The following is a 24431-nucleotide window of genomic DNA, read 5'->3' on the forward strand; positions in this document are numbered from 1 at the left end:
TTCCTTTTGTAGAGAACGCTGTTTTTTGCTGATAAATGCGGATGATCATACATAATGGATGACAAAAAAAGTTACTACAGGGGCGACAGTCCGAAGCAATCTCTGCTGCAGAGGTTGTTTCGCTCTGCTCACAGGGATATTTACGAGTGTACTTATGTAAAACACCCATGATAGCGCCTAAACAGCAAAAGTAAATCTTGATCACCCGTCCTCATCTTTTGACTAACTCAGGATGAACGTGATAAACAGATACCTCCCTAAAACGTATGAACAGGTAAAAAAAATCCGGAATGTTACACTGAACTTTATATCACGCAGCTACGTGTTTTTTTATACGGCTATAATGAGAGGTAATAAGATCAATAATCTCTTCGGGACTATCGCAGGTTACAAGGCGCGGTCGTAGTTCTGAGGCGTTAGGCATACCCATAATGTATTTTGTTGCATGTTTACGGAAAAGGATAATGCCAATATCCTGACCATAGTATTCCAGCATAAGCGATAAATGCCTTTGAATAAGTTCTATTTTGTCAGTGATCGTTATCTGATCCCTGTCCTTGCGCTGGAAGATCCATGGATGGCCTATGGCCGCACGCCCAATCATTACCCCATCGCAACCCGTATCTTTTTTGATACGCGCAATATCAGCTACACATCTGACATCGCCGTTTCCGATAACGGGAATCTTCACAGCCTGCTTGACCTCAGCAATTGCATTCCAGTCAGCCCTGCCATAAAAAAATTGCGATCTCGTTCTGCCGTGAACGGCAATGAGGGAAGCGCCATTGTCTTCGAGTATGCGTGCAACCTCCAGATAATTCCGTGATTTTTCATCCCATCCCAGCCGAATCTTGCCTGTTACCGGAACCCGCAAGGTTTTGGTAAGTTTATGAAAAATACGACTGATCTTTGCTGGATTTTTCAGAAGACCGGCGCCGGCTCCTTTGCCGGCAATATCTGATACCGAACAACCCATATTAACATCTATGATGTCTGGACCTAAAGGCTCTATCATACGGCATGCCTCAACAATTTTATCCTCATCATTACCGAGTATCTGGAAGATGACAGGTCTTTCTTTTTGCCTGAACTCAAGGAGCTTGCAGGTTTTTTTGTTTTTCCACAGCACCCCATCCATCGAAATTACCTCGGTGTAGCTCATTGCCATGCCATATTCCTTGCAGATAAGCCGAAACGGAATATCTGAAAATCCTGCCATAGGGGACAGGATTAATTCGCCGTGTATAGGAATATCTCGCACAAAGAAACTGGGATTCATCCGAGCGCCTTATATTTTCATTCTAAAAGGAAAAGTTTGTTGATTTACTCAAAAGGTTTTGTTGCATAATTATAACATAGAGATGATAAATATCATTTGTTTTTTTCCTTACGAAACGGTATTTTAATAGTGTTTTGCTTTTCTATGGTATTATGGCTTCTGGATGTGCACATTTTTTATGGTTTTTTGGTATGCTTACACAAAGTGACTTGCTAACGAAAAAAGGCGTATATATTCAGCAAATGTTTGGATCGATTGCAAAGGTATACGATCTCTTAAATACTATTTTAAGCTTTAACTTTGACAAGAGCTGGCGCAAGTTTGCCGTAAAGGTAAGCAATGTCGCTCCGGATGCAAGGGTGCTGGACGTTTGCACCGGCACGGGCGACCTGGCAATTGCTTATTCCAGGGTTTTAAACAGTAGCGGAAGGGTTATTGGAAGTGATTTTTGTCACGAGATGTTGCGACTAGCAGATTTCAAATTAAAAAAAAGGATGCTTTCGGATAAAATAAGAGTAATCGAGGCTGATACGTTACATTTGCCCTTTCAGAATAATTATTTTCAGATTTCTGCCGTGGCATTTGGGATCAGGAATGTAGCTGACCTCCGGGCTGGCATTGCTGAAATGGTGAGAATAACCGCCCCGGGTGGATGTGTGGTAATCTTAGAATTTTCACAACCCGTAAATTCCTTATTTAAAGCGGTCTATTATTTTTATTTTAAAAAGATGCTTCCCCTTATCGGAAAACTCATCTCTCGCAGTAAGTACCATGCATACTCCTATCTGCCATCATCGGTATTAAACTTTCCCGACCGGTATGGACTCCGGGCACAGATGGAATCCTGTGGTCTTGAAGATGTGAAGATATACGCAAAGACACTGGGTATCGTTACCGTTCATGTTGGTCGAAAACCTCGTAATTAAATAAACATCAATAGGCTTGACTCGACCAAGAAGATTTTGTATTATGCTGTACTGTATCTGTTGGAGGCTGACAAATGCAGATTTCATCGTGAGCGTTTCGTCGGATGATTACTCAGATTTAAGGGAGACAGGGTTAGCAGGATAGGCAGGATTTGAGAATGCAGTTGCCCATAGAATCGGAGTCTTTAACAAATTATCAAAATTTCTCTTTTCATGCCAAAGAGCGGCATCATACAATGACGAATGACTGGATGATGCGTCATTTCAAATATTGGGGAATAGTGTAACGGTAGCACAAATGACTCTGGATCATTTAGTCTAGGTTCGAATCCTAGTTCCCCAGCCAATAAAAACAAGGGTTTCAGGTAATGCATACGTTCGTACGGCGCAAGAAAGGTTCCATACGATGGAAGGAGTGCTCATGGACAAAAAATATACAGGTCTGTTTTGGTGCGGCTTACTGTTGTTTGCAATGATCATGTTGATTTTGCCCTTCGGGGTATTTGCCATGCCGGCGTTTGATGGTACCTTCGGGCTGAAGCAATCTTCGGGTTATTCGTTTTCTGCCAGACAATTCGGAGATGAATGGCATAACTGGATTGAGACAACCGATGGCTATGGGATTTACCAGCATGCACAGACGGGTGATTGGCAATACTATGGGCCAGAAGAAGTTTCCGATAGTAATGATACCGAAACCAAAAGAAATCTACCTCTCGCTGGCAGGAAGGCGGGCGCCGTTGTGGGTGAGGTTGATCCCTTCTTGCTTGGTATTCCGAAGGGTTTGCATCCATCAAGGGTTCGCCAGCCGGGACGTCATCAGACTGCTTTTCTCACGGAATACAGGTTAGCCAGGACAACTGCAAAAAACGCCGACAGTCACCTCCTGGTTATCGGCGTAGATTATGCCACGACAACTGCCAAGTATACAGATGCAGAAATACAGCCGCAGCTTTTTGGAGCAAGCAACAGCGTTGCGGATTATTATGACAGGACGTCCTATTCCGCTGTAAAAATCCTTCCTGCGTCAGAATCCTACGGAACATCCAATGACGGCTTTATCGGATGGCTGCGGTTGAGCGGAAGTCATCCAAATACAGGTTCATCCACCAATACGAAAAATCAACAAATTGCAAAGGATGCAATCATAGCCGCGGATCCTTATATTAACTATGCTGACTATGATACAAATGCGAATGGTGTCATTGAGCCGACAGAGCTTTCCATTATAATCATAGTGGCTGGAAATGAGGCATCATATTGGGCCAAAACGCCATCTGTGTGGGCTCATCAGTGGAATATGAATGCTGTTGGTTTTCCGGTGGTCGATGACAAAACTATAAAATTTTATGCGCAGTTTGGAGAAACACATTACAATCCTGACGATAATTACCATATGGCCACCTTTGGTGTCATGGCCCATGAATTGGGGCATTTGTTGTTCTCGTTGCCGGATTTATATGATACCGACAAAAGCAACGGCGATTCTGAAGGTGTGGGATATCTTGATTTAATGGGGAGTGGGGGCTGGGGTGCGGCGTCAGGTGCAAACGCCGGATCATCCCCAACCCAGTTATCTGCATGGAACAAGGAATATCTTTCTTGGGGGGATGTAGCCACCATTTCATCAGACCAAAATCTTTCCATTCCGAAGACAGACGGCAATAGCAATTCCATCTTTCGTATAAACACCAAAGACTTGAACCAATACTTCCTTATAGAAAACAGGCAATTTACCGGATACGACAAAGGTTTTCAACAGAAGACGGGTGAGTCGGGTCACGGTGGTCTGGCTATTTACCATATTGATACATTAAAAACAAATATGTGGCCAAACTACAATATGGTAAATGCTGACGTGGACAATAAGGGTGTAGATGTGGAAGAGGCCAATGAGGGAAGTTTCGGGAGCAGTATGCTAGATAATAAGATTGCCAGGGCGCATACCAATATGTTTTTTTTTAAGGGAAACAACGACCGTTTTACCGACACCACTACGCCGGGATCAAGACTCAAGGATGGCACTTCTACCGATATTCATATAAACAATATTTCTGCATATAGTGATACAATGACAGCCAGCATCTTTCTTGACCCAGTCGTTGCTGTCGAATTAGTTGCCTTCACCGTCTCAGCGGATAAGAGAGGCAAAGTTTTTCTCTCCTGGGAAACGGCGACAGAGACGAAAAATGCCGGCTTCAATCTTTATCGCTCCAGACACAGGGATGGCGAATACAAAAAGATCAACGATAGCCTCATACTTGCGAAAGGCGATGCTGTGTCAGGGGCTGATTACAGCTATATAGATACGATACCAGCAAGGGGGACGTATTATTATAAACTGGAGGATATAGATTACAACGGCTTAAGTATCATGCATGGACCTGAGAAGGTAAGAGTAAGGACGATGGGTAGCGTGAAAAATCGTTCAGACGCTTTCTAGAGGGCTTTTCTTTACTCAGGTCTCTCTTTTCCCACTCTATTGCCATTTGTATTGTATCGACAAGCCGATGCCTTGCTTTTGCATCTCATTTTGTGCTACATTCTTTAAAGAAAAGGTAAACCTACTTTTCGGTGTTTTTGATCTCAAAATATCTTGATTGTATAGGAATTTTCAACATTGTCCGGTTAGAAATTTGCGGGTACGGTTTTGTCATACTCGAACGCTTTTATCGGGTATCTAGTGAACCCTGAACTTCCTGGATTCCCGCTAAAAACATGCGGGAATGACATCTCGAAAGCAATAAAACAAGACGCGTAAATTTCTAACCGGACAACACTGAGGAATTTTCATTTTATTTAAGCGGATTACAGGGTGGCATGGACAAACTTGTTTGTCCATGTTGTTTGAATATACACACGGATTTAGAATATATCACGCTGACAAACAAAGTTTGTCAGTGCCACCTTGTAACCGAAGACATAACTTGAAATCCTCAGGAGATTCTACCATTTCTGGCTTGGTCCTGTAACAAGACACGCCTTGATTACAGGAGTTATGCTTGAGATTTAAATTTATCAGAACAATGTTTCTGAAGATTGAAACCCACAGATTTCACGGGCACTGTAATAAATCAGATATGAAGTATTGAATACTCATTGTCAGGAAATGGAGGAAGGGGAGAACCTTGAAAATCGCTGGTATTTTTAACAGAACGAAACGTACTCGCAATGCAGACAAACTAAAATTAGACAAATTGCATTTAATTGATCTTGTCTGCCAAAACTACCATGTTAAATCGTTAGCTGATTTGGGTGGGATTTGGGGTGTAAACGGAGGATATACCTTCTATGCATTGAAAAAGCATGGGATTAAACGGGCGTTTCTGGTTGATACGGACGTCACCGAAGAAGTGCGTCTGAAAGCAAAAAGGTTTCCTGTCCTGACTATTATCAATGAAAACTTTGGCATGAAAGACATTGCCAGGAGAATTGGCAAAGTAGATGCCATAATCTTGTTCGACGTGCTGCTCCACCAGGTGGATCCTGATTGGGATACTGTTCTGGAAATGTACGCCCCTTTCACCGACATCTTTATCATTTACAACCAGCAGTTTATAGGATCGGACAAGACGGTCAGACTGTTCGACCTGGGATACGAGGGATTTTTTCAAAATGTTCCCCGTGCCAAGGATGATCCGCTTTATAAAGAAGTATTTGAAAAAATGTATGAAATGCATCCGCAGCATAACCGTATCTGGCGGGACATTCATAATATCTGGCAGTGGGGTATTGTCGATGATTGTCTTTTCGCAAAAATGAAGGAACTTGGATTCCGCTTGGAATACTACAGAAATTTCGGACAGTTTTATCACTTACATAATTTTGAAAATCATGCCTTTGTTTTCAAGAAAACAGAGGGGCATTATAGAGAATTATGATATAAAAATAATACTTTATGCTGCTGGTAAATACATGGTTATTTCCAGCAGCCATAACATGACAACCGATACGCGAATCGGCCTTGCCTCCAAAACGCACACTTCCGCCAAGCATCTATTTTGTTCAATACCAGTCATGCCCTGCAGGGCTAAATCCCTTTGTCCGTATCGTAATTAAAAATATAAATATTTTTATTGACATTACATAAATTATTTCTTAAAGTATTAACCAATTGAGAATTGGTCTCAATTGCAATATAAATTTTTGCAGGAGGATGAACATGTCGGTGCTTATTGTAGGAGGTGATCATTTAGGAAGTATCCCCAGGGAACTTGATAAAATCGGGGTTACAGAAATTCGTCACATAACGGGGAGGAGTGGGCAAAAGATTCGTGACGGAATTCCGGAGACCATGGATTTTATTATCGTACTCTATGACTTTGTGAATCATAATCTCGCTAGCAAGATAAAGAATTTTGGTGAGAAAAGAAAAATCCCCATTGTATACGCAAAAAGGTCATGGTCCTCCATTTATCAGAAAATGAGAGAATGCCGGAAACAATTGGCAAAAGTAGGATTACAAGTTCTTTTGCATTAATGCCACAATAAACCATTTTTATGTTAATATGCAAGACATGTGTTTTACCTTATCGTCTTAAAGTCAGAACAGACGTACTTAAGATGCTCGAAAAATGTGAATTCTATAAAGGGTGACGCGGACAATTCCAGCTTGTTCATGCCGCTCTTGTTGAATGATCGATCCGTATCACTTTAATAAATCATAAACTATGAACTATTTTTTCAGAATATGCACTATCATTTCCTTGGTTGCGATAGTATTCTCCAGTTTGGGAGCAACTTTTGCCGGAGTGTCCTATACCCTTAGCAGGAATCCGGACTATTCGACCGATGACCGAGCCCTTATTCCTGCAGATACTCTGTACATTAAGGTATCACAGAATATTCTCGACTACCGGGAAATAAAGAGACCCTTCTTTACCTTAAGGTCTCACATAACAAAAAGCAAAACAAAATATCCGTTATATTGGAACAGCGATCTGATTGCGTTTACCGGAATTGCCCTCCTCGAAAACTACCCGGTTGGCGATAAGATCACCATCAAGATGACCTTGCGGGGAAAGAAGGCGAAGAATGAAATTACGAGGATTGACCAGTTTGTTGTTGGTAGCGCTGGAAAATGGTCATTGAAGGGCATCATCTCCGGAAAAGGAGATATGGGTACAACATTACTTGCAAATGCGCGTGTGCGGGTTCAGGGGGTGGCAGATATTAACACCGAAGACACCAGTTACCATCCCAAAGATGACGACAAATTTACCCTTTCAGATGGTCAGGGAAAATTTTCTATGTATTATGAAGGTATCTCCGGTCATGTTGTTACGGTTACCGCAGGCAAGGAAGGCTTTAAAAACGCAGGGAAGAAAATCATCCTGGGTCAGGAAAAAGATGTTAGCATCACCCTCATCTCAGTTCCTGCGGAAGACCATCAGGACTATGAATACCGGTCACCTGGGTCGTGTAAAAAATGTCACAACAATTTTTACAACGAATGGGAAGAAAGTGATATGGCCCACGCTGCCATTAATCCAGTCAACCAGCTTGTCTTTTTCCTTTATACATCATGGTACGTTACCGGTGACCGGAGCAATTTTATGGACAGTTCCATTTTTGACAATCCAAATCCGCCTTTTGTAGGAGACAAGGGAAAGATATTCGAGGACGCAACGGGCAGGTACAAGATTCTGGGCGATGCAGGACATATCCATGATTGTGCCGATTGCCATTCCCCATCACACGCCTCAAAAACTCAGGCAGATGGTGTTACACCTCAGTGGGATATGAGGGCAGGCATACTGACAAAAGACGATAGGCTTTCCGTCATAGACAAGCAGGGAGTTCACTGTGATTTCTGCCATAAAATATGTCAGGTTCGCGACGAAGAGGAATACTGGACGGAACCGGGTGTGAATTACAAGGTACATCTCTTACGACCCGATCTATTGCGGGGATCGTCTCCTGAAGGAAAAGTTATGTTCGGACCCTTCGACGACGTTATCTATCAAGGAATGCAGGCATCCGTTGTTCCTCAATTTACAAAAAGTGAAATATGTTCACCTTGCCATCAGGATGCAAGAAAGCTCTATCTGCAACCGGTAGATGAAAATGGACAGCAAAACGGTGATGTGGTTGAGCGTATTTTATGGAGCGAGGACACCTATCGTGAGTGGCGTTTTAGTGGGTATAGCGGACTTGAGCCTGCGTATCCGGTCGCTAACTATGCCGGAAAGGTATTGCAATGTCAGGATTGTCACATGAAAGACCCGCCGTCTGATCCATCCACCGGCAAATCGATAGCAGATTATTCAGAAATAATGGACCCATTTTTTCTTATTTCCAAAGAGAAAAGTAAGTATGCCACCAAACGTGATCCCAGGACCGTTTATCCCCATCGTTTTGAGGGAACTAATCAGAATCTGCCGCCGGGAAAAAGAAAACGGTATTTAGATTGGGCAGTTGACCTGAAGATTACCAATGAGAGCGAGGAAGGCGGCATCTTAAGCTTCGATGTGAACGTAACAAACTCCCATACAGGACACTCATTTCCTTCCGGAGTGACCCAGAGAAACGTCGTCCTTCTCGTGGAGGCCATACAATCCGGAACAATCCTTACACAGAAAAATGGTCAGACCATAGACACGCCCGGTGGAAATTTCCCTAATGGCTACTACAAGGGTGAGGGAGATTATGCTGGAAGACCAGGCAAAATCTTTATGAAACACAACAGGATGCTCGTGGATAACGAGGAACTGGCTCCTTTCTTTTATGATATTCTGTATGCCCAGGCAGTTGAAGAGCTGTATGACACGAGGATTAAGGCCAACCAAACGGATATAACTCACTATGAATTTCAAACGCTGAACAACGATGCTATTACTGTTACGGCCAGGCTTATCTACCGGTTTCTCCCCAAAGGCACCTTGGAATTTGCTGCTCAAAATGGATTTGTCATCCCTCTGGAAGAAAATGACTATGAATCACATAAAGTGGAGCTATCGTTCGTGCCATGAATAAAAAGACGAATCTGGCACAAGAAATCTTTGGCTTGAAGATGATAAGCATCTTCTAAAGATAATTCCGGCATCGTTAACAATAATGATGAATGGAATTGACCCTGACGGGGTTGGTATACGAATTTCGCGCTTCTGATTCAGTTTTTTCTAACTCAATGGTATAGGAATTTTTATTTTATTTAAGCGGGTTATAGGGTGGTACTGACAAACTTTGTTTGTCAGTATGATATATTCCACATCCATGTATATATTCAAATAACATAGACAAATAAGTTTGTCCATGCCACCCGGCAACCGAAGACATTACTTGTTTGAGTCAGGACAAATCAAATTTTTTAAAAAATATTCATTTCCAAGCCTTCTCATCTGTTTTAAAGATTTTTTTTCTCGTTTTTTGCCAAAAACATCTTCATTAACGTCAATTCTGTAAACACTTTCATTTAATAGAATGATTGTGTGTGCAATCGTTACAAATTCGTTGCGTCACAAAAAGTAACTCCTTCGTTTTAGTTATTATTACAAGTAATTGCGTATCATTTAACCATAATCTACTCAGAAAATGTTACTATTAGTTATGCAAATTTTTTGTAAGTCTCATGTCATCATATTTTTTAGATTGTTCATAACATTAATTGTTACATAATGTTATAACTCATAAATAAAATAGTATGCTTATTAATGGTTCGTGGCATAGCATCTGCTCTTTATCTCGACACAATAATAAATCATTATTGCATATTATCTTATTTTATTTATCTGCAGATCACTTTTTCTCATATTTTTTTTGATGATCTGCATATTGAGAGAAGTCAGGGGCATATACCTTCCTGATGTTTCTCTTGAATTGATAAAGACACAGGAGGGAAATAGAAGAATGGAATTTGCGCTTCAGCTTTATCTAAAAGATCTGAAAAAAATATCTCCGCTTACTATGGAAGAAGAACGAGTGTTATTTGAAAAGATTATCTGTGGCGATTTAAGAGCGAGGGAGTCCGTTGTTACGGCACATCTTCCTTTGGTTATAAAGATTGCCAGTAGGTTTATCTATTATGGCACTTCACTTTTGGATGTAATTAGTGAAGGGAATATCGGGCTTATCCGTGCTATGGAAAGATTTGACCACACGCTAGGCCAGCGATTTAGCAAGTATGCTTCGTGGTGGATTAAATGGACTATTCAGCGCGCTTTAATTAACAATTCAAAGACCATACATATTCCCATTTATATGGCAGGGCGAGTTTCAAAATGGAAAAAAACATCATCAAGTTTGACAAACAACCTTCGTAGGCCACCGGATCGAAATGAAATTGCTCAAGCATTGAATCTTAATGAGAAACAAGCCCGATGGGTCGAAAGGGCAGTAATGCACGCTCATATTCAGGCAGAGTCGAATTTAGCAAAAGACGACTCTGCGGAACTAAGTGAGCATATTCCTGACGTAAATGTAAAAATGCCTGATGAGGAGTTAATAGAATCTTATGACAAAAAAAAATTAGTAAAATTGCTTGAAACAATTGATCAACAAGAATCAAAGGTGTTAAAAATGCGTTACGGGTTTGATAATGCTGAACCCATGACCCTTCGGGAAATAAGTAAGAAGCTCAACATTAGTCGTGAGTGGGTGAGAAAGATTGAAAAAAATGCCTTGTTAAGATTAAGCCAGCTTATGAGTTGTCATGAACAACGTATCAATAATAAAGGCATGCTCAAAAGTGCATGTTGAGGAACCGGTCAGACTAAGAGTGTTCTCTGCCGCGCAACATGGTCTTTTAGATAGAAGGAGATAAATTGTCGAAAGGATTTTGTTACAGTTTTGCAGTAATGAGTACGTTAATGTTTGGTGCCGGTGTTGCAAATACCGTTTTTGTTGGTTCCACCATGGCAGAAAAAAGAATTTGTGATCATTGCGGACACATAGCATCAAAAGCAGAAAATGGTTGCAAGTGTGAGCGTCACAGAGCAAAGCGCTAATAAGACACGAGGGTTACAATGTAAGCATGCTTGTCAACCGTATTATTATGCATTAAGCCGTTTAGAAATTTAACTTATACCCAACTTTTATATCCAATCGGCTCCCAATTCCGTTGTCGTTAAGCGGTGTTAGCATACTATCATAAAAGCATTACAGTCGCATGGCTACCTTTTGCTGGGATGTCATCATTATTATAACGACATCCCAGCAAGAAGGAAGGATAGGAGGAGAGGTAATTCGGTATCCGCGTTTTGATTATTAACTACCGATTTACCGTAAGATATAATTAGCATTGAATGTGCCAATTGCAAAATATTTTGATTTCATAAAAAAAATTATCAACTAATCCTTTGTTAGAATAATGTATTTATGTAACATCATACATAAATAATTATAATACAATAGGTTGTGATTGTTGTTGATCATTTTTGCTTAAATTTACAAAGTTTTGTTTTCAGGAAGGCGGTGTTTGTAAGGTTCATTGTTAAAGTTCTACTCGCAATTAGTGACATTATGTGTTTAATATTTGTACACACGTGTATATATATTTGACAACGATGTTGCAAAAATAGTCGTTAAGATTATTTTCTTGAAACGAAAGACTCGACAAAAAGGATGCAAAAAGTAAGAAATAATAAATATCCCCAAAATGTTTTTTTTGTTTCTCCTAAGAGCACATCGGATTCTTTACTCACACGAACGGCTGTCATGCTAAGTTTTGTACCGCCCATAAATGCCGTAATCTCCTTTTGGTCTATTTTCTCAAGGTTCGACTCTGCAGTATCTATATTTACAGGGAAATACGCTGGGAATTGTGGATGCAATCTCCCATTAGCAGTAACGGCATAAATTCCTGGTGTATCTGTTTCTTTGTATTCAAAATATTTTTCATTATCATCAAATTGCGGTTGAACGATAGTTTGTGTCCCTTCAGAATTTGTTATTTCTATGGTGTTTATGTCGTATGGGCAGGGATATCGCCAGACCTGTTTAACGAGAATTTCCTGAGAGATTTCCTCTGATATACTTCCTGTTACATATCTGCATAATTGTTGCATAATCGGCAGGAAAAAAGATTTTACGGGAAAATCCGTCCAATCCCGATCAATTGATGCAGTAAAGAGTACTGACTTTCCTCTCCCGACTTGTCGTTCAATAAGTGCAGGGGTATCATTAGAAAATGAGAATATCGTCTTACAACTTCCCAAGGGGTTTGGGTCGATATAAAATATCCGATAAAACTTTACCGTGGACAAAGTATTTATCTGGGTCTCTGAAAGAATGCGTACAACAGGATGTACACGTTCAGTGGCCTTTAAATGGAGAGGCTGTTCTTCCGATAGGGAGCTGTTACTAGAAAAAGTCCTTATCGAGTGGAGCCGATGCGGAAGGAGAGAACTCAATGCATTATTGTAGTAATCGGCATTCACCTTGTTGCCAAGGGTAAAAACAACCGATCCTCCCTCTTGCACAAACTTTTCAAGCTCATGGATTTTTTCTGGTGGTAAAGTTTCCACATTACATAAAAAAATAATATTGAAATTGGCAAAGGTAATATTATTAATTTCGTGGACAGAACAGATGGATGGCTTTATAGAAGATATGTGTTCACGGCCGGGGTTTAATGCCTTCTCCAAATAAAAGGTCTCGCTTTCATAAATATTTGTCTTGGGGTCTCCATCAATCAGAAGGGCATCAATGGTTTGTGGTGCATTGATCGTGAAGTATCGTTTGTTGTCAACAAACAAATTATCTTCTGGGATTTCGACCCAACCGTAATAATCTTTCCCTTTTTCAACAGTAATGAAAAATTCCTTTGTTTCTGACGCATTGGCTTCGATGTTGAAAAATCCCTGACTTAATTTTTTCCCATTAATAAAAATGCTTGCAGGGAGATCCTTCACCGGTACCGAAGAAAAATTAGAAATGGTTACCTTGATAAGAGCTTCCAGATTTTTTTCGGATAAGGTAATCTGGGGTTTAACGTATGTAACAGCTATATTTTTTAGTGTCTTACCTTCTGATATATCCAGGATGTGCATTCTGGATACATGTCTCCGTAGTTTTTCATATCCGCTCTTGAACCAATGAGGATCCCATCCATTTCGTGTCATATCGGTAAGCAAAAATATCCGTTTAACAGATGTCCTGGCAGTCGCTAAAATTTCCACTGCTGTATCTAATGCATGAGCAATGTGGGTTGTCATAAAACTGGGTTGAGATCGATCGATAACGTTTAAAAGATGTTTTTTGTCATTTTCGAGTTCCTGGGGAATTTGAAATTCCTGGCTGGAACAGGTAATAACTGCAGCTTCATCATCTTTTTTTAAGGCGTCAACGATCTGTTTTGCAGCTGTTTTAGCGGATAAAAAAAATGACTCATGACGATCGGAATATCGCATACTGAACGAATCATCAATAATAATGACGTTGCTCGTAGGAATGTTTTTTTCTTCAGCGCTTCCACCAGAATTTTTTATAAAAGGCTTAGCAAGAGACAGGGCAAGAAACAGGAGCAAGCAAGCCCTCAGGATTAAAAGAATACGTTGACGAATTTTGTATTTTATTAAAATACGCTTATTCGTTTCTAATAAAAAGTCAATAGCCGCAAACTTATGAGATACTGCCTTTTTTTTATTTATGAGATGGATGATGATGGGGATGCTTATACCAAGGATACCCAACAACAAAATAGGGTTAAGGAAGGATAACATGCCTTATTTGCTGAAGTCAAAAATTAAAAAGGAAAAAACAAAAATATCTGAGAAAGCTGCTCTTGTCCTTTAAAGCGCCTGCAGGAATAGCAACTATAACAACTGATCGTATCAAGCCTTATTGACCAGTCGTCGGGAACTTTCTCTTCTGACGAGAAACTTGATTAATACCTGATCCATCGGTGCTGACGAATCAACAAGCCAGTAATCAATTTTATTTTCAAAGCAGGATTGTTTGAATTGTTCAAGAAAGGAATTCATCTCAGAGAGATAGTGTCTCTTAATAGATTTTGGGTCTGCTAGAATATGTCTTTCGTCTTCCATTGATTCAAAAAAAGTTACCGACTCGAAAGGAAACGTCAGTTCATACGGGTCGAGGATGTGGAATAAAATAATCTCATTTTTTTTAAATTGAAAATGTTGTAGCCGATGGATTATTTTTTCTACCTTATCGAAAAAATCAGAAAAGATAATAATTAAAGAACGATGGCCAATCTTTTCGATAAAATTGTTCAATACGGTACTGGTATCTGATTTTCCTGCAGTTTTTAATTCTGCTAAGACTTTGAGCAAAGTGTGGAGGTGCGTAATGCGGGATCTGGGTGGTGTGTAATGCAACACCCTGTCGCTGAAACTGACTAGCCCAACAAGGTCGGATTGTTTTAAGAATAAATAGGACAATGATGCAGCCAGAGTAGCGGCATATTCAAACTTGCTGATGCCTGTTGATTTGTAACCCATCGACCCACTGGCATCAAGAAAGAGATAACATCTTAGATTTGTTTCTTCTTCAAATTGTTTGACATAATACTTGTCGGTCTTCGCCAGTACTTTCCAATCGATATGTTTTATCTCATTACCGGGAGAATATTCTTTGTGTTCCAGAAATTCGATACTAGAACCGTCGTATGGACTTTTGTGTATACCAGACAAAACGCCGTCGACAATATATCTTGCGCGTAACTCCATATTGGAGATTTTAGATAGCGTTATGGGATCAAAAGGGTTAGCCTTCATGCAACTCACTGGTCCTGTGTTTTTATTTCGAATGCTCTTTGATAGTGGCGAGTAATTGGTCTATAACATGCGATGACGTCTTTCCTTCAGCTTCGGCATTGAAATTTGTTATAATACGATGCTGCAGAATCGGTCTGGCAATTGCGCGCACGTCGTCACAAGAAGCTGCAAATCTTCCGTCGAGTAATGCACGCGCCTTGCTTCCGAGAACAAGGAACTGAGATGCGCGGGGCCCTGCCCCCCAACTGACCCATTTTTTTATAAAATCTGGTGCATTGGAGCCTGTTGGTCTTGACGCACGGACCAGTCTGATAGCATATTCAAGCACATAATCAGCAACCGGTACTCTGGTAACTAAATCCTGCAGTTCGATAATTTCCGGGGGACTAAATACTTTGTCGACTGTTGGTTTAAAAGCGGATGTTGTGGTTCTTACAATTTCAAGCTCTTCTTCTTCCGAAGGATATCGGACATCAATTTGAAACATAAAACGGTCAAGTTGTGCCTCTGGCAAGGGATACGTTCCCTCCTGCTCAATGGGATTTTGAGTAGCAAAGACGATAAAGGGAAGATCAAGAACATACGTGGTTCCACTTGCGGTTACTTTATACTCTTGCATCGACTGAAGTAATGCCGCTTGTGTTTTTGGTGGTGTGCGGTTGATTTCATCGGCAAGGAGGATGTTAGAAAAAATCGGACCCTTGATAAACTTAAAAAATCTTTTCCCCGTTGCATGATCCTGCTCTAAAATATCCGTTCCGGTAATGTCTGCCGGCATAAGGTCGGGAGTGAACTGAATACGATTAAACTTCAGATTCAAGACGTCTGCAAGGGTACCGACCAGCAATGTCTTGGCAAGTCCTGGCACTCCTACAAAGAGACAATGTCCCTTACAAAAGAGGGCAATAAGGAGATGGTCGATCACTTCTTCCTGCCCAATGATGACCTTAGCAATTTCCCTTTTTATCTTACGACGTCCATTAACTACTTTTTCTATAGTTTGATGATCTGTCGTATTGGATTCAAAGTGGTTCATAATGATAATAAAAAAAACGTCGGTGTTGAAGCTGCTCAGATAAGCCCAAAACTGAGCTAATTACTACCAAGGCTTTTCCCCAACACCGACAATCTATAGTTTTTACCAAAAATCAGACTATTTGTGAATGAAATTTTTTAAAAAAATGAAACTATTTAGTTATGGGAATTAATAGGCATAAAAATATTCTTTAATGGTTAAAATAAGTCAATCGGTAAATAACTTGAAAAAGTGTCATAACCTCGGCATTTAAATGTTTATGGAAAACAATGAGTAAAAAACGAAGAACCGTGCATAATACCAATATTTTTTGATTGTTGCTTCTATGCCACGGTTGTGTTGATTATAAACAAAATATACCTAATTGATTATGAAAAACACATAATTATACAGTATATTTATGAATGGTTTGAAAAAGTTACTAACGCAGCGATGCTGCAACCGAAGCTTTATAACTATCCTCTAATAGTGTATACTAATTTAATGGCCGATGATCTGAAAAACAACTCTTCGGCAGGCAGGCTGCTTCTTGTATTCCTCCCCCTCGTTTAGTATTTTTGAAATTAACTAAATTACCATGATTAATATGATACAATAATATACACCATTATATCTGATAGTGATGAAATTTTATAATCTTTTGTTTTACAGCAGGCATGATCTGTTTCACCAATGAAATTTGCAAGTTTCAATGTCAATTCGATTAGGGCCAGATTGCCAATAGTGGTTGACTGGATACAGAAAGAATCACCAGATGTCCTGTGTCTTCAAGAGACAAAAGTGATAGATACTGAATTTCCAAAAAAGGCTTTTGAAGATCTAAAATATGATGTAGTATTTTGTGGTGAAAAGTCCTACAATGGAGTGGCCATCCTCAGTAAAACTCCCCTAAAAAATGTCTATGTGGGTTTCGATGAATACAAATCCGAGGGAACACGCCTAATCGCAGCAACAGTGCATCAAATTTCATTTGTCAACACCTATGTCCCTCAGGGTGTTCATCCGCTCTTGAAGCAATTTCAATATAAATTGGATTGGTTTAGAAGGTTGTACGAGCATTTTGATAAATACTATCAGTCGGATCAGGCATTATTATGGTTAGGAGATTTTAATGTAGCCCCAGAACCGCGAGACGTTTACGATCCAAATCGTCTGCTTGGGAGCATAGGCTACCACCCCGATGAGCACACTGCCATTCAGAGGTTTAAAGCATGGGGGTTTGTTGACGTTTTTCGGCTGCATCAACAAGATCCTGAGCAATACACCTTTTGGGATTATCGGGTAAAGAATGCAATAGCCAGGAAACGAGGCTGGAGGATTGATCATATATGGGCAACCCGACCTTTGGCAGATAAATCGACAAATGCATGGATTGATATCGCACCACGGCTTTTACAAAAACCATCGGACCATACCCTTATTATAGCCGAATTTGATATATGATCCTTTAATTATGGAAGATTCTTTAGTAAGGAAATCAATGCCCATTATTGTTACACTGGAATGCAGGAAGCATTATTGATGTTCGTGTGAAGAGATAAAAAAGGCCGATCTGCAATTGTCACGTACCCTTAAACAACCGTTTTTTGATGGTTTACACGTTAACGGGCTGACTGGGAATAGAGCAATAAATTGGAATAAAAGATAAAGAAGATCATGCATAAATGAAATGTGATCTATAATTAGGAAAAAGTTAAAATTTTTTCATCTAAATTATAGTTTTGTATTTCTATATGAAAAGTACATGAAACTACTCCGGGTAAGTTTGTTTTTCTTGTACTATCTTATACCCTTCTGGGTCTTGTTTCTAGCTTCAACGTCTTTTTGAAATTCCAATCGATACACATCAGCTTAAACTCTACTCGTATTTTCTCCAAACCCCGTAAAAGAAAGTTTCAATACTCACAGTAAATTGTAAATACCTCGAAAATAGGTATTACCGCATAAAATGATTTTACTCTTCTTTCTTCAGATACCAGCTTTTTTCTCATCTTCTATAAAAGGGGTTCTTGAATATCTATTTAATATTCCCTCACCTTTACGAAAGACTACTTCTGACATGCCCTACATTCCCGGATAGCCTATAAAGATTTGTCAAAAGGCTTCTAATCGGAAGACGCTTCTCTTACGGACAGATTAAACATTAATTCCTCAGCGGCTTCTTCGGGAAACGGAATCCGTGAGGCAAGTTTTTCCGTCGTTTTTGCATCCAATTTGTATTTCTCCCCCATGACGACTTTAAACCAGCGTTCACGGTCCATAACCACACGATACATCTTTTCGTCCTGGGTTTCTGAAATAAAGGGTAAATATACGTGTATTGGTTTGCCACACTTCTCCACCTTGGCGCCGATCCGATCAACGCGGCCGGTTCTTTGCTCTAACGTGCTTGGATTCCAGCAGAGATCGTGGTGAATAACGTAACGGCAATTGAGGTGCAGATCGACTCCCTCCGCCATAACACTGCTTGTGACCAAAACATCCGGGTAAAAAGGCGTATTAAAAGTGAGCATAATTTTCTGACGAGTTTCCTGTTTCGTGGTTCCATTTATCAATCTCACATTGGGCAGAAGCCGCTCACTTTTCTCTCCCTGTAATTCATCTTCAGTGTAGGCTTTTGCTATATCCACACTCATAAAACTTCCAGTTTGTATGGACAGCAAGGCATCTACAAAACTCCTCCTTTCGGCTTCTCCACAATGATTCTGTAAAAAGTCAAAGAAATGTGTAAGTAATTCCTGAAGCGAAAAACCGCTATTGTCTTTTACATGAAAAATGGCTTCATAATCGAGTTCATCTAATTTTGTTTTTTCGAGCGGAAAATACCGAACAAGGAATGTAGGCGTGCGTAAATACCTCCGTACAATATCCAAAATTTCTCTTTCATACGTTTGTAGTACATGATATGTCTGAATCATACTTACAACTTTCTTATTTGTTGCCAAACGTAGTCTCGAATCCTGGTCAAAAAATCTCGTTCCAATGGTTTCCAATCTTTCCATAATCTCGCCAGGTTCACACCCAATTTTTATGGCGCCTAGCTCGCGAATCTTGTTGCGCATGGCTTCTGAGATGTATTGCCGTAACACCTTGCCTGTTGCAACATAGTGACAAAAAACCAAGACCTTCTCACCCTGAAGCCATAAATCAATTACTTTGTCGACAGTGGCTTTCACTTTCGGATGTTGCACATAGTATGAGGAATCATTTGGAGGCAATGATTTATCTAATTGGTGGAGATACCATTCAACGGTGGGATCATCCTCTGGGTTAAAAAAAGCGCCATCGTCATCGTCGCTATCCGTAGGTCTTATGTTTTGCCGATGTTTTCTCGTATTTCGGAAGGCTTCATAGCTGGATGCCAATCCCTCTGAGAAAAAGGGTCTGGTCTCTGGATTAAGTGCGACTAACCTGGCTGATAGGAGAAATGGCAAAAGTGACGTTCCCGTAATTTTAAGTCCCTCTGTAAGGCATTCGTCATTTTCACTTATCATGGATTTTCCCGCAAAGCACTTGCGTCGTTCAATCAAATCTCCATTGAACGGTACAGATTTTGGACGTATATGCCGTATAACCCATTTTTTCAATAATGTCTCAGCATTTTTCATTTGTTGTTTCGTTTGTTCGTAAGATTTAATCACCAACGAGGATGCCGGTGTCAATCCAACCTGTTTGGTTCGAACAATAGGCCACCATTCATGAACCGATGTCAACTTTTGTCCATTCATCACTAAATCATCCTCATTCAAGCGTTCCCAATCATGATCGAGTCTAACAGCAGTCCTCTGAGCCTGATCGAGGTTAGTCTTCAGGTCGGCTAACTCGGTCTGGAACCGGGCTAACCCACCAGCGGGAGCTGTCGAATTCTCCCACGATATTCCCTGAAATCGCTCAAGGACGGAACATAATTCATAATGTCCTAACTGGAACGGCGTTGCGGTAAGAAAAATCATGCGCTCAAACATGCCATTGAGAGGTCCTTTTAGTTCTTCCGCATCTTCTTCGGCTTCCTTCGATTGAAACAGTGATGCAAGTTTTGTATCAGGATTTTTGAGATGATGCGCTTCATCCAGAATCAATAAAGGCAATTGAACATGTAAACTGGCTAGACATTTTACCCAAACTTCCCGGATTTCCTTGTTCAAGACACCGCGTGTCTCACGAATTCTCTCACCAAGGTTTTTTGACTCCCTCTGAGGTATTTTCTGTATCTCAGTATAAAGGGATTGAACATTTATTTCTCTAAGCGCGTCCATTACACCCTTTGGCACAGGATCATCTTTTTCCCCAATACCAAACCGGTTCAGGATACGGAGCCATTTTCCGGTGTCCGAATCCAGTAATTTTTTCCAAAATATTTCGCCAGGACGATCAAATTTCGTAACCCTCAAAAGTCTGCCAAGCACACGATACAGAGCCTTTTTAAGGCGATCTGTATCCCAACGGCGGTAAAGGGCACGCTGGATCAGCGCTAACTTGATCCAAACACCAGAGTCATCCGTTAATCCCCGGCTCATCGCGCCGTGCGTCAAAAAGACAATAGATTTCCGATTCTCTTCCTCATCATCAAGGAGTTTCAGAAAAGCAACACCTGTTTCAGCGCGACCATAATGTATAGATGAGGACAGAGCTTCCGGCAAACATTTTTCTCTGAACACTTCAAAATCTCGAGACCACTTTTCTTTCAGCGTTGAGGGAACCATGATAACGACCGGTCTCTTCACTTTGTCGCTCGTGGCAACCGACAGGGCAACGGCAAGGGCTACAAACGTCTTACCCATACCGACCTCATCGGCAAGGATTAATCCCGGTTGATTCTCCAATTGGCGTAATATTTTTTTAGCAGTGCGCTTCTGTCTTTCGGCGTCGTTTTCCGATATACGACCCTTAACGAAAAGATTGATTGCGTCGTTGTAAGGGTAGATATAACTCATTTCAAAGACTCCCGGAATGCCTTCGATAAGTACGTATTAATGAGATCATCCGATATTTGAATATGTGGTAAAATCGTCTCTCTTATTTCACGGATGATTTTATGGAGTTCCTCTATAACCTCCTCACGTTTCAAGCTCTTGGGGGCATCCTCTTTAGGATTAATTCGCCCTAGTTCAAGGACAATTTCGGCAACTAGGAACGCCTTCTCACCTTCCGACTTGCCTTCCCTGAGGATGGTTTGGATTAGGGCAAGAACACCAATAGGACCGCGAAGCCTCCATTGTAACGATTCTACCGTGTAGAAAGGCCTTTCTAACCTCTCCTTCAACGATCGAAGAACCCATGATATCTGACGAGTACGCTGGAACAAAAACTTTGTCGTATCTACCTTTTTGCGAGGATCTGTTACAACATCAGGTTTATTAAATTGTTGTTTTTTCTTTAGCCATACGCCTATAACCTGGTGCAGAGGACGGGCGGAGGTAAGAATAGCCATTAGTATTTCCAGCGGTATATCTTTAAGTTCAGGCAATGGTGGAAGGGCTGAAGCGCTTTCAATATTCACAGGCCACCAGGATGAATTCTTTGCGCCATCCCAGATTACATTAAACCCAGACGGCGACAAATCGTATTTCCATTTAAGAGTGACTTCCAAAAGCTTGCCATCTTCCATCCATTTTCTCTCGTCATAAAAGACTTCCTTTCCATCTTTCTGCAATATAGAAAAACCCTTTGGTAAGTCTTGAGAACCAAAATGAAATCGGACAAATGCCCCTATTTGATCATTCCGGCCGTAAATGGCATAATCAAATACAGATGGGAGCAACGTTAGGCATTCTGAATCCCGTTCGTCTTCATTTTCTTGTCTGTCCCAAACGGTATACTCATCAATTACTAAATCGTCCTTATTAGACTTTGACAATGAGCTTTTTTCGAGCACATTAACTGCAGCTTTATTTTGTGCGCGGGATGCCATGTAGACAATATTTGCTTCAAAATTCGCAGTACTTCCAACACCCGTACCCGATGTGGTAAAGTTGCTAGACCCTATGACGTATAGCACCCATTCATCATTCTGAAACCATATCGACTTCATATGCAAAGGCCGGAACTCCCTGGTCTCTTTGGTATCAAACATTTCTGTTAACCTTGTGAATCGGATTTTAACGCTACTTCTCTTATTAGGCACCGATTTCAGGAGACTTTCCGGGGCGTTTATGATTAGTTGTTTTTCGTCTTTGTTATCCACTGCACGAACATAATAGCAGACACATGCCATTCCGCGTTGGTTTAAGACCTCCCAGATTCTTTTGGCCGGAATATTGGATGAGTCCGGTGGATCAAAAAATGGACTTGTGATCCACGCATCCTCGGGTGGGCGTGACGATGCTTCATTCCAATAATTTCGGACTTGATCAAAGAGGTTAGGCTTTTCTGTGCCTATAAGCAAAGGATAGATTCGAATATCTTTACCACCCCTATATGGTTCAATGCGTCCCCAATTTCTGGCGCGTTTCTCGATATTTGTTATAAAATTATGCCATCGGCGGACTTCTGGTTGATCGGGAGAATTTGTACAACGATCGACCATCTCTTTTAAGAAATCCAGGATAGATTTTAGTACTGCCACTGGAATATCCGAACCTTCTTGGAAATCCAGAGAACCAAAAATTTCCTGATTTTTACGGTATCCTTCTTCAGTGAGGTTGGCTGACCCAACAATCACCCTGACAAGGTTTGACCAGTAAAGAATAGATATTTTCGCGTGCATAATCGCTTTTGGAATTCGTGCCGATATAATATCCCATCGCAAGTTTCGGGCGCCCTTGCAGTAATGCTGGTCAACAAGTACCGAAATACACTCGACCGATGCCATCTTTTCTTCACGTTCAAAAATAAATATTGAACCGTCGTTGTTGGGGTCGGATTCCATTTTGAGGAAGCGGCTCAGACAGTCCTCCTCAAAAAATACAGGTGAAAAGGTATATGTTGTGGCTACACAACCGATTGGCTCCCCTGCTTCCGGTGGCGGAGACCAGCAATCAATGAGTTTCGCGTACCCAGTATGCTGATTGTTGGTTTTACTCATTCCTGATCCGTTTCAAATCTCTTAAAAATGACCAGACGGCATTAACACGGTAGGGATGTACATAAGAGTCATCCATGCGCACTGGTTCGTCCCTCCGATATAGAGGACGAACACAGTACGTATTATCATCATATTGGTCTATCCACGGATTCTTACCAAATGGTGGTTTTTTCTTTTGCACGGTAAAATGATGGTCCAGGAGTTGTTCAACCCATGTATCGCAATTTCCATTGACCAGAAGATCCCCAAATCCGCTAATAAATTCTGACTCATAGTTGTAAAGGTGTAACTGATTGCGCGCTTTTGAGAAGGCATCCGGCACATTTTTATGAGCCCGATTTACCGCCTCCAGACCAGCGAGTTCTTTAATATTGGTTTTCCCCTGTTTACGGCTCATATGCCAGAGACAATCATCGAATGCGTCTTGAATCAGGCGGGCAAAGTATTCGTACGACTTGATGCATTCCAAGAGTTCTCTTAGATCAGGAGAAGTTGATTTTAATAATGATGCATGCAGTTTTTTTTCTGTCATATCTTCTTTTAACCACAATCTGCTTCCTTCATTCGAAATAAGGAAATTGATTATTTGACTTCGATAAGAAGACGGTTCTTCGCACAGCATAGCAAAAAGAGCCTCGTTTTCTCTGGCTTTTGCACGATAGGGGGCAAACTTTTCCGCAATGGTGCGGCTCAACGACCAGTTCCACTCACGGCTCATCTTACTTTTGTCTAGACCTTCCTTCACCGCATTCTTCAAAGCCTGACGAAGACTGGCACCTGGACCTTGTTCCCGTGAGTAGAAACCAGCAAGGTCTTGTTCAGTTTCCCAAATGCGTATAAGACGGTCGCCTGCCTCACCCAGTCTTCCCTGACGGAGGATATCCAGATCTTCGGCCAATGTGCGATAGACACCGTGAAATCCAAAAACGGAGGGGGCCTTTAGATAGTTTTGGGCGCATAGAGGAACACCCTTTCGCATAGCATCGGTTGCTTTTTCCCGGCCGGGAAGCCCCAATATCTCATTCGTTTTTTTTCGAAAAGTTCCGACAAGCGCCTGCACAATGTACCACTCGAACACCTGATACGGCGGAGTGATTCCATCCTGAGCAACCAGATCATCGTCAAATTCAGCACAAACAACGGCTCCTGCAGCCATCGCGGTCAAGAAGCGTGGATGCCTCATGCGCTCACGAACGCCCGGTACGAGCTTTGTGCCAAGACGATCGGCGATTAAAGATAATCCCAAGGGATCGAGCGAACCTTCGCTGTCTGCTACTTTATCGTATTCAGTTAATAAGGGTGCACGTAGGGCCATTTCTGTACAGGTTATCAGAGAACGTAGTCAGCAAATGGAATAGAAAACAAAGGAAATTGCGGGTAAATTGCATGTGGGCGATAAAAAGTAAGGGAACGTTTAAAATTTTTCCATCCAAATCAGCATTGTCCGGTTAGGAAATTGCGTAATACAGGTATCAAGAAAAACGAGAAA

15 protein-coding genes and 1 tRNA gene are annotated in these 24431 nt (G+C 41.0%); 9 read left to right on the forward strand and 7 right to left on the reverse strand.

Annotation, left to right across the window (positions count from 1 at the left end):
- Positions 1 to 310: 310 nt before the first annotated feature.
- Complete coding sequence (gene dusB, locus BIY37_RS09710; protein ID WP_070067645.1) at positions 311 to 1279, reverse strand: tRNA dihydrouridine synthase DusB; 969 nt, start codon at positions 1277 to 1279, stop codon at positions 311 to 313.
- A 191-nt stretch (positions 1280 to 1470) separates the two neighbouring features.
- On the opposite strand from dusB, the gene ubiE reads away from it, so the two are divergent.
- The 8 genes from ubiE (at position 1471) to BIY37_RS09750 (ending at position 11150) form a co-directional block, all read left to right on the forward strand.
- Entirely contained in the window at positions 1471 to 2205 is a 735-nt protein-coding gene (gene ubiE / locus BIY37_RS09715) for a bifunctional demethylmenaquinone methyltransferase/2-methoxy-6-polyprenyl-1,4-benzoquinol methylase UbiE (RefSeq protein ID WP_070067662.1), read from the forward strand.
- A 272-nt stretch (positions 2206 to 2477) separates the two neighbouring features.
- Positions 2478 to 2551 (forward strand) — tRNA-Gln (locus BIY37_RS09720).
- Positions 2552 to 2626: 75 nt separating this feature from the next.
- Positions 2627 to 4648: a M6 family metalloprotease domain-containing protein gene (locus tag BIY37_RS09725; protein WP_070067646.1), complete on the forward strand. Its 2022-nt coding sequence runs from the start codon at positions 2627 to 2629 to the stop codon at positions 4646 to 4648.
- Positions 4649 to 5333: 685 nt separating this feature from the next.
- Positions 5334 to 6086 carry a hypothetical protein gene (locus BIY37_RS09730; RefSeq protein ID WP_201789422.1) on the forward strand — a complete coding sequence of 251 codons (753 nt, stop codon included), beginning with the start codon at positions 5334 to 5336 and terminating at the stop codon, positions 6084 to 6086.
- A 281-nt stretch (positions 6087 to 6367) separates the two neighbouring features.
- Entirely contained in the window at positions 6368 to 6685 is a 318-nt protein-coding gene (locus BIY37_RS09735; RefSeq protein WP_070067647.1) for a DUF2325 domain-containing protein, read from the forward strand.
- 190 nt (positions 6686 to 6875) lie between these two features.
- Entirely contained in the window at positions 6876 to 9176 is a 2301-nt protein-coding gene (locus BIY37_RS09740; protein WP_070067648.1) for a hypothetical protein, read from the forward strand.
- Between the two features lie 877 nt (positions 9177 to 10053).
- On the forward strand, positions 10054 to 10902 hold the full coding sequence (locus BIY37_RS09745) for a sigma-70 family RNA polymerase sigma factor (RefSeq protein WP_070067649.1): 849 nt from the start codon (positions 10054 to 10056) through the stop codon (positions 10900 to 10902).
- A gap of 65 nt (positions 10903 to 10967) precedes the next feature.
- Positions 10968 to 11150, forward strand: coding sequence for a hypothetical protein (locus tag BIY37_RS09750; RefSeq protein WP_070067650.1), 183 nt, complete (start codon positions 10968 to 10970; stop codon positions 11148 to 11150).
- Between the two features lie 582 nt (positions 11151 to 11732).
- Here the strand turns inward: BIY37_RS09750 and BIY37_RS09755 are convergent.
- The 3 genes from BIY37_RS09755 to BIY37_RS09765 form a co-directional block, all read right to left on the reverse strand.
- Positions 11733 to 13865, reverse strand: coding sequence for a vWA domain-containing protein (locus BIY37_RS09755; RefSeq protein WP_070067651.1), 2133 nt, complete (start codon positions 13863 to 13865; stop codon positions 11733 to 11735).
- A gap of 111 nt (positions 13866 to 13976) precedes the next feature.
- Positions 13977 to 14882, reverse strand: coding sequence for a DUF58 domain-containing protein (locus BIY37_RS09760; RefSeq protein ID WP_070067652.1), 906 nt, complete (start codon positions 14880 to 14882; stop codon positions 13977 to 13979).
- A gap of 22 nt (positions 14883 to 14904) precedes the next feature.
- The gene (locus BIY37_RS09765; RefSeq protein WP_070067653.1) at positions 14905 to 15918 is read right to left on the reverse strand and encodes an AAA family ATPase; all 1014 of its coding nucleotides are present in this window, start codon (positions 15916 to 15918) and stop codon (positions 14905 to 14907) included.
- A 672-nt stretch (positions 15919 to 16590) separates the two neighbouring features.
- On the opposite strand from BIY37_RS09765, the gene xth reads away from it, so the two are divergent.
- Positions 16591 to 17361, forward strand: coding sequence for an exodeoxyribonuclease III (gene xth, locus BIY37_RS09770; protein WP_070067654.1), 771 nt, complete (start codon positions 16591 to 16593; stop codon positions 17359 to 17361).
- Between the two features lie 662 nt (positions 17362 to 18023).
- Here the strand turns inward: xth and BIY37_RS09775 are convergent.
- From BIY37_RS09775 to BIY37_RS09785, 3 genes are read right to left on the reverse strand one after another with little or no spacing between them, the layout of a single operon-like run.
- Entirely contained in the window at positions 18024 to 20852 is a 2829-nt protein-coding gene (locus tag BIY37_RS09775; protein ID WP_070067655.1) for a DEAD/DEAH box helicase, read from the reverse strand.
- Complete coding sequence (locus BIY37_RS09780; protein ID WP_070067656.1) at positions 20849 to 22942, reverse strand: phospholipase D-like domain-containing protein; 2094 nt, start codon at positions 22940 to 22942, stop codon at positions 20849 to 20851. The genes BIY37_RS09775 and BIY37_RS09780 overlap by 4 nt, the downstream gene beginning before the upstream one ends.
- Complete coding sequence (locus BIY37_RS09785; RefSeq protein WP_070067657.1) at positions 22935 to 24257, reverse strand: hypothetical protein; 1323 nt, start codon at positions 24255 to 24257, stop codon at positions 22935 to 22937. The genes BIY37_RS09780 and BIY37_RS09785 overlap by 8 nt, the downstream gene beginning before the upstream one ends.
- Positions 24258 to 24431 lie beyond the last annotated feature (174 nt).

This window comes from Candidatus Brocadia sapporoensis (assembly GCF_001753675.2).
In the GTDB taxonomy this organism is placed as follows: Bacteria; Planctomycetota; Brocadiia; order Brocadiales; family Brocadiaceae; genus Brocadia; species Brocadia sapporoensis.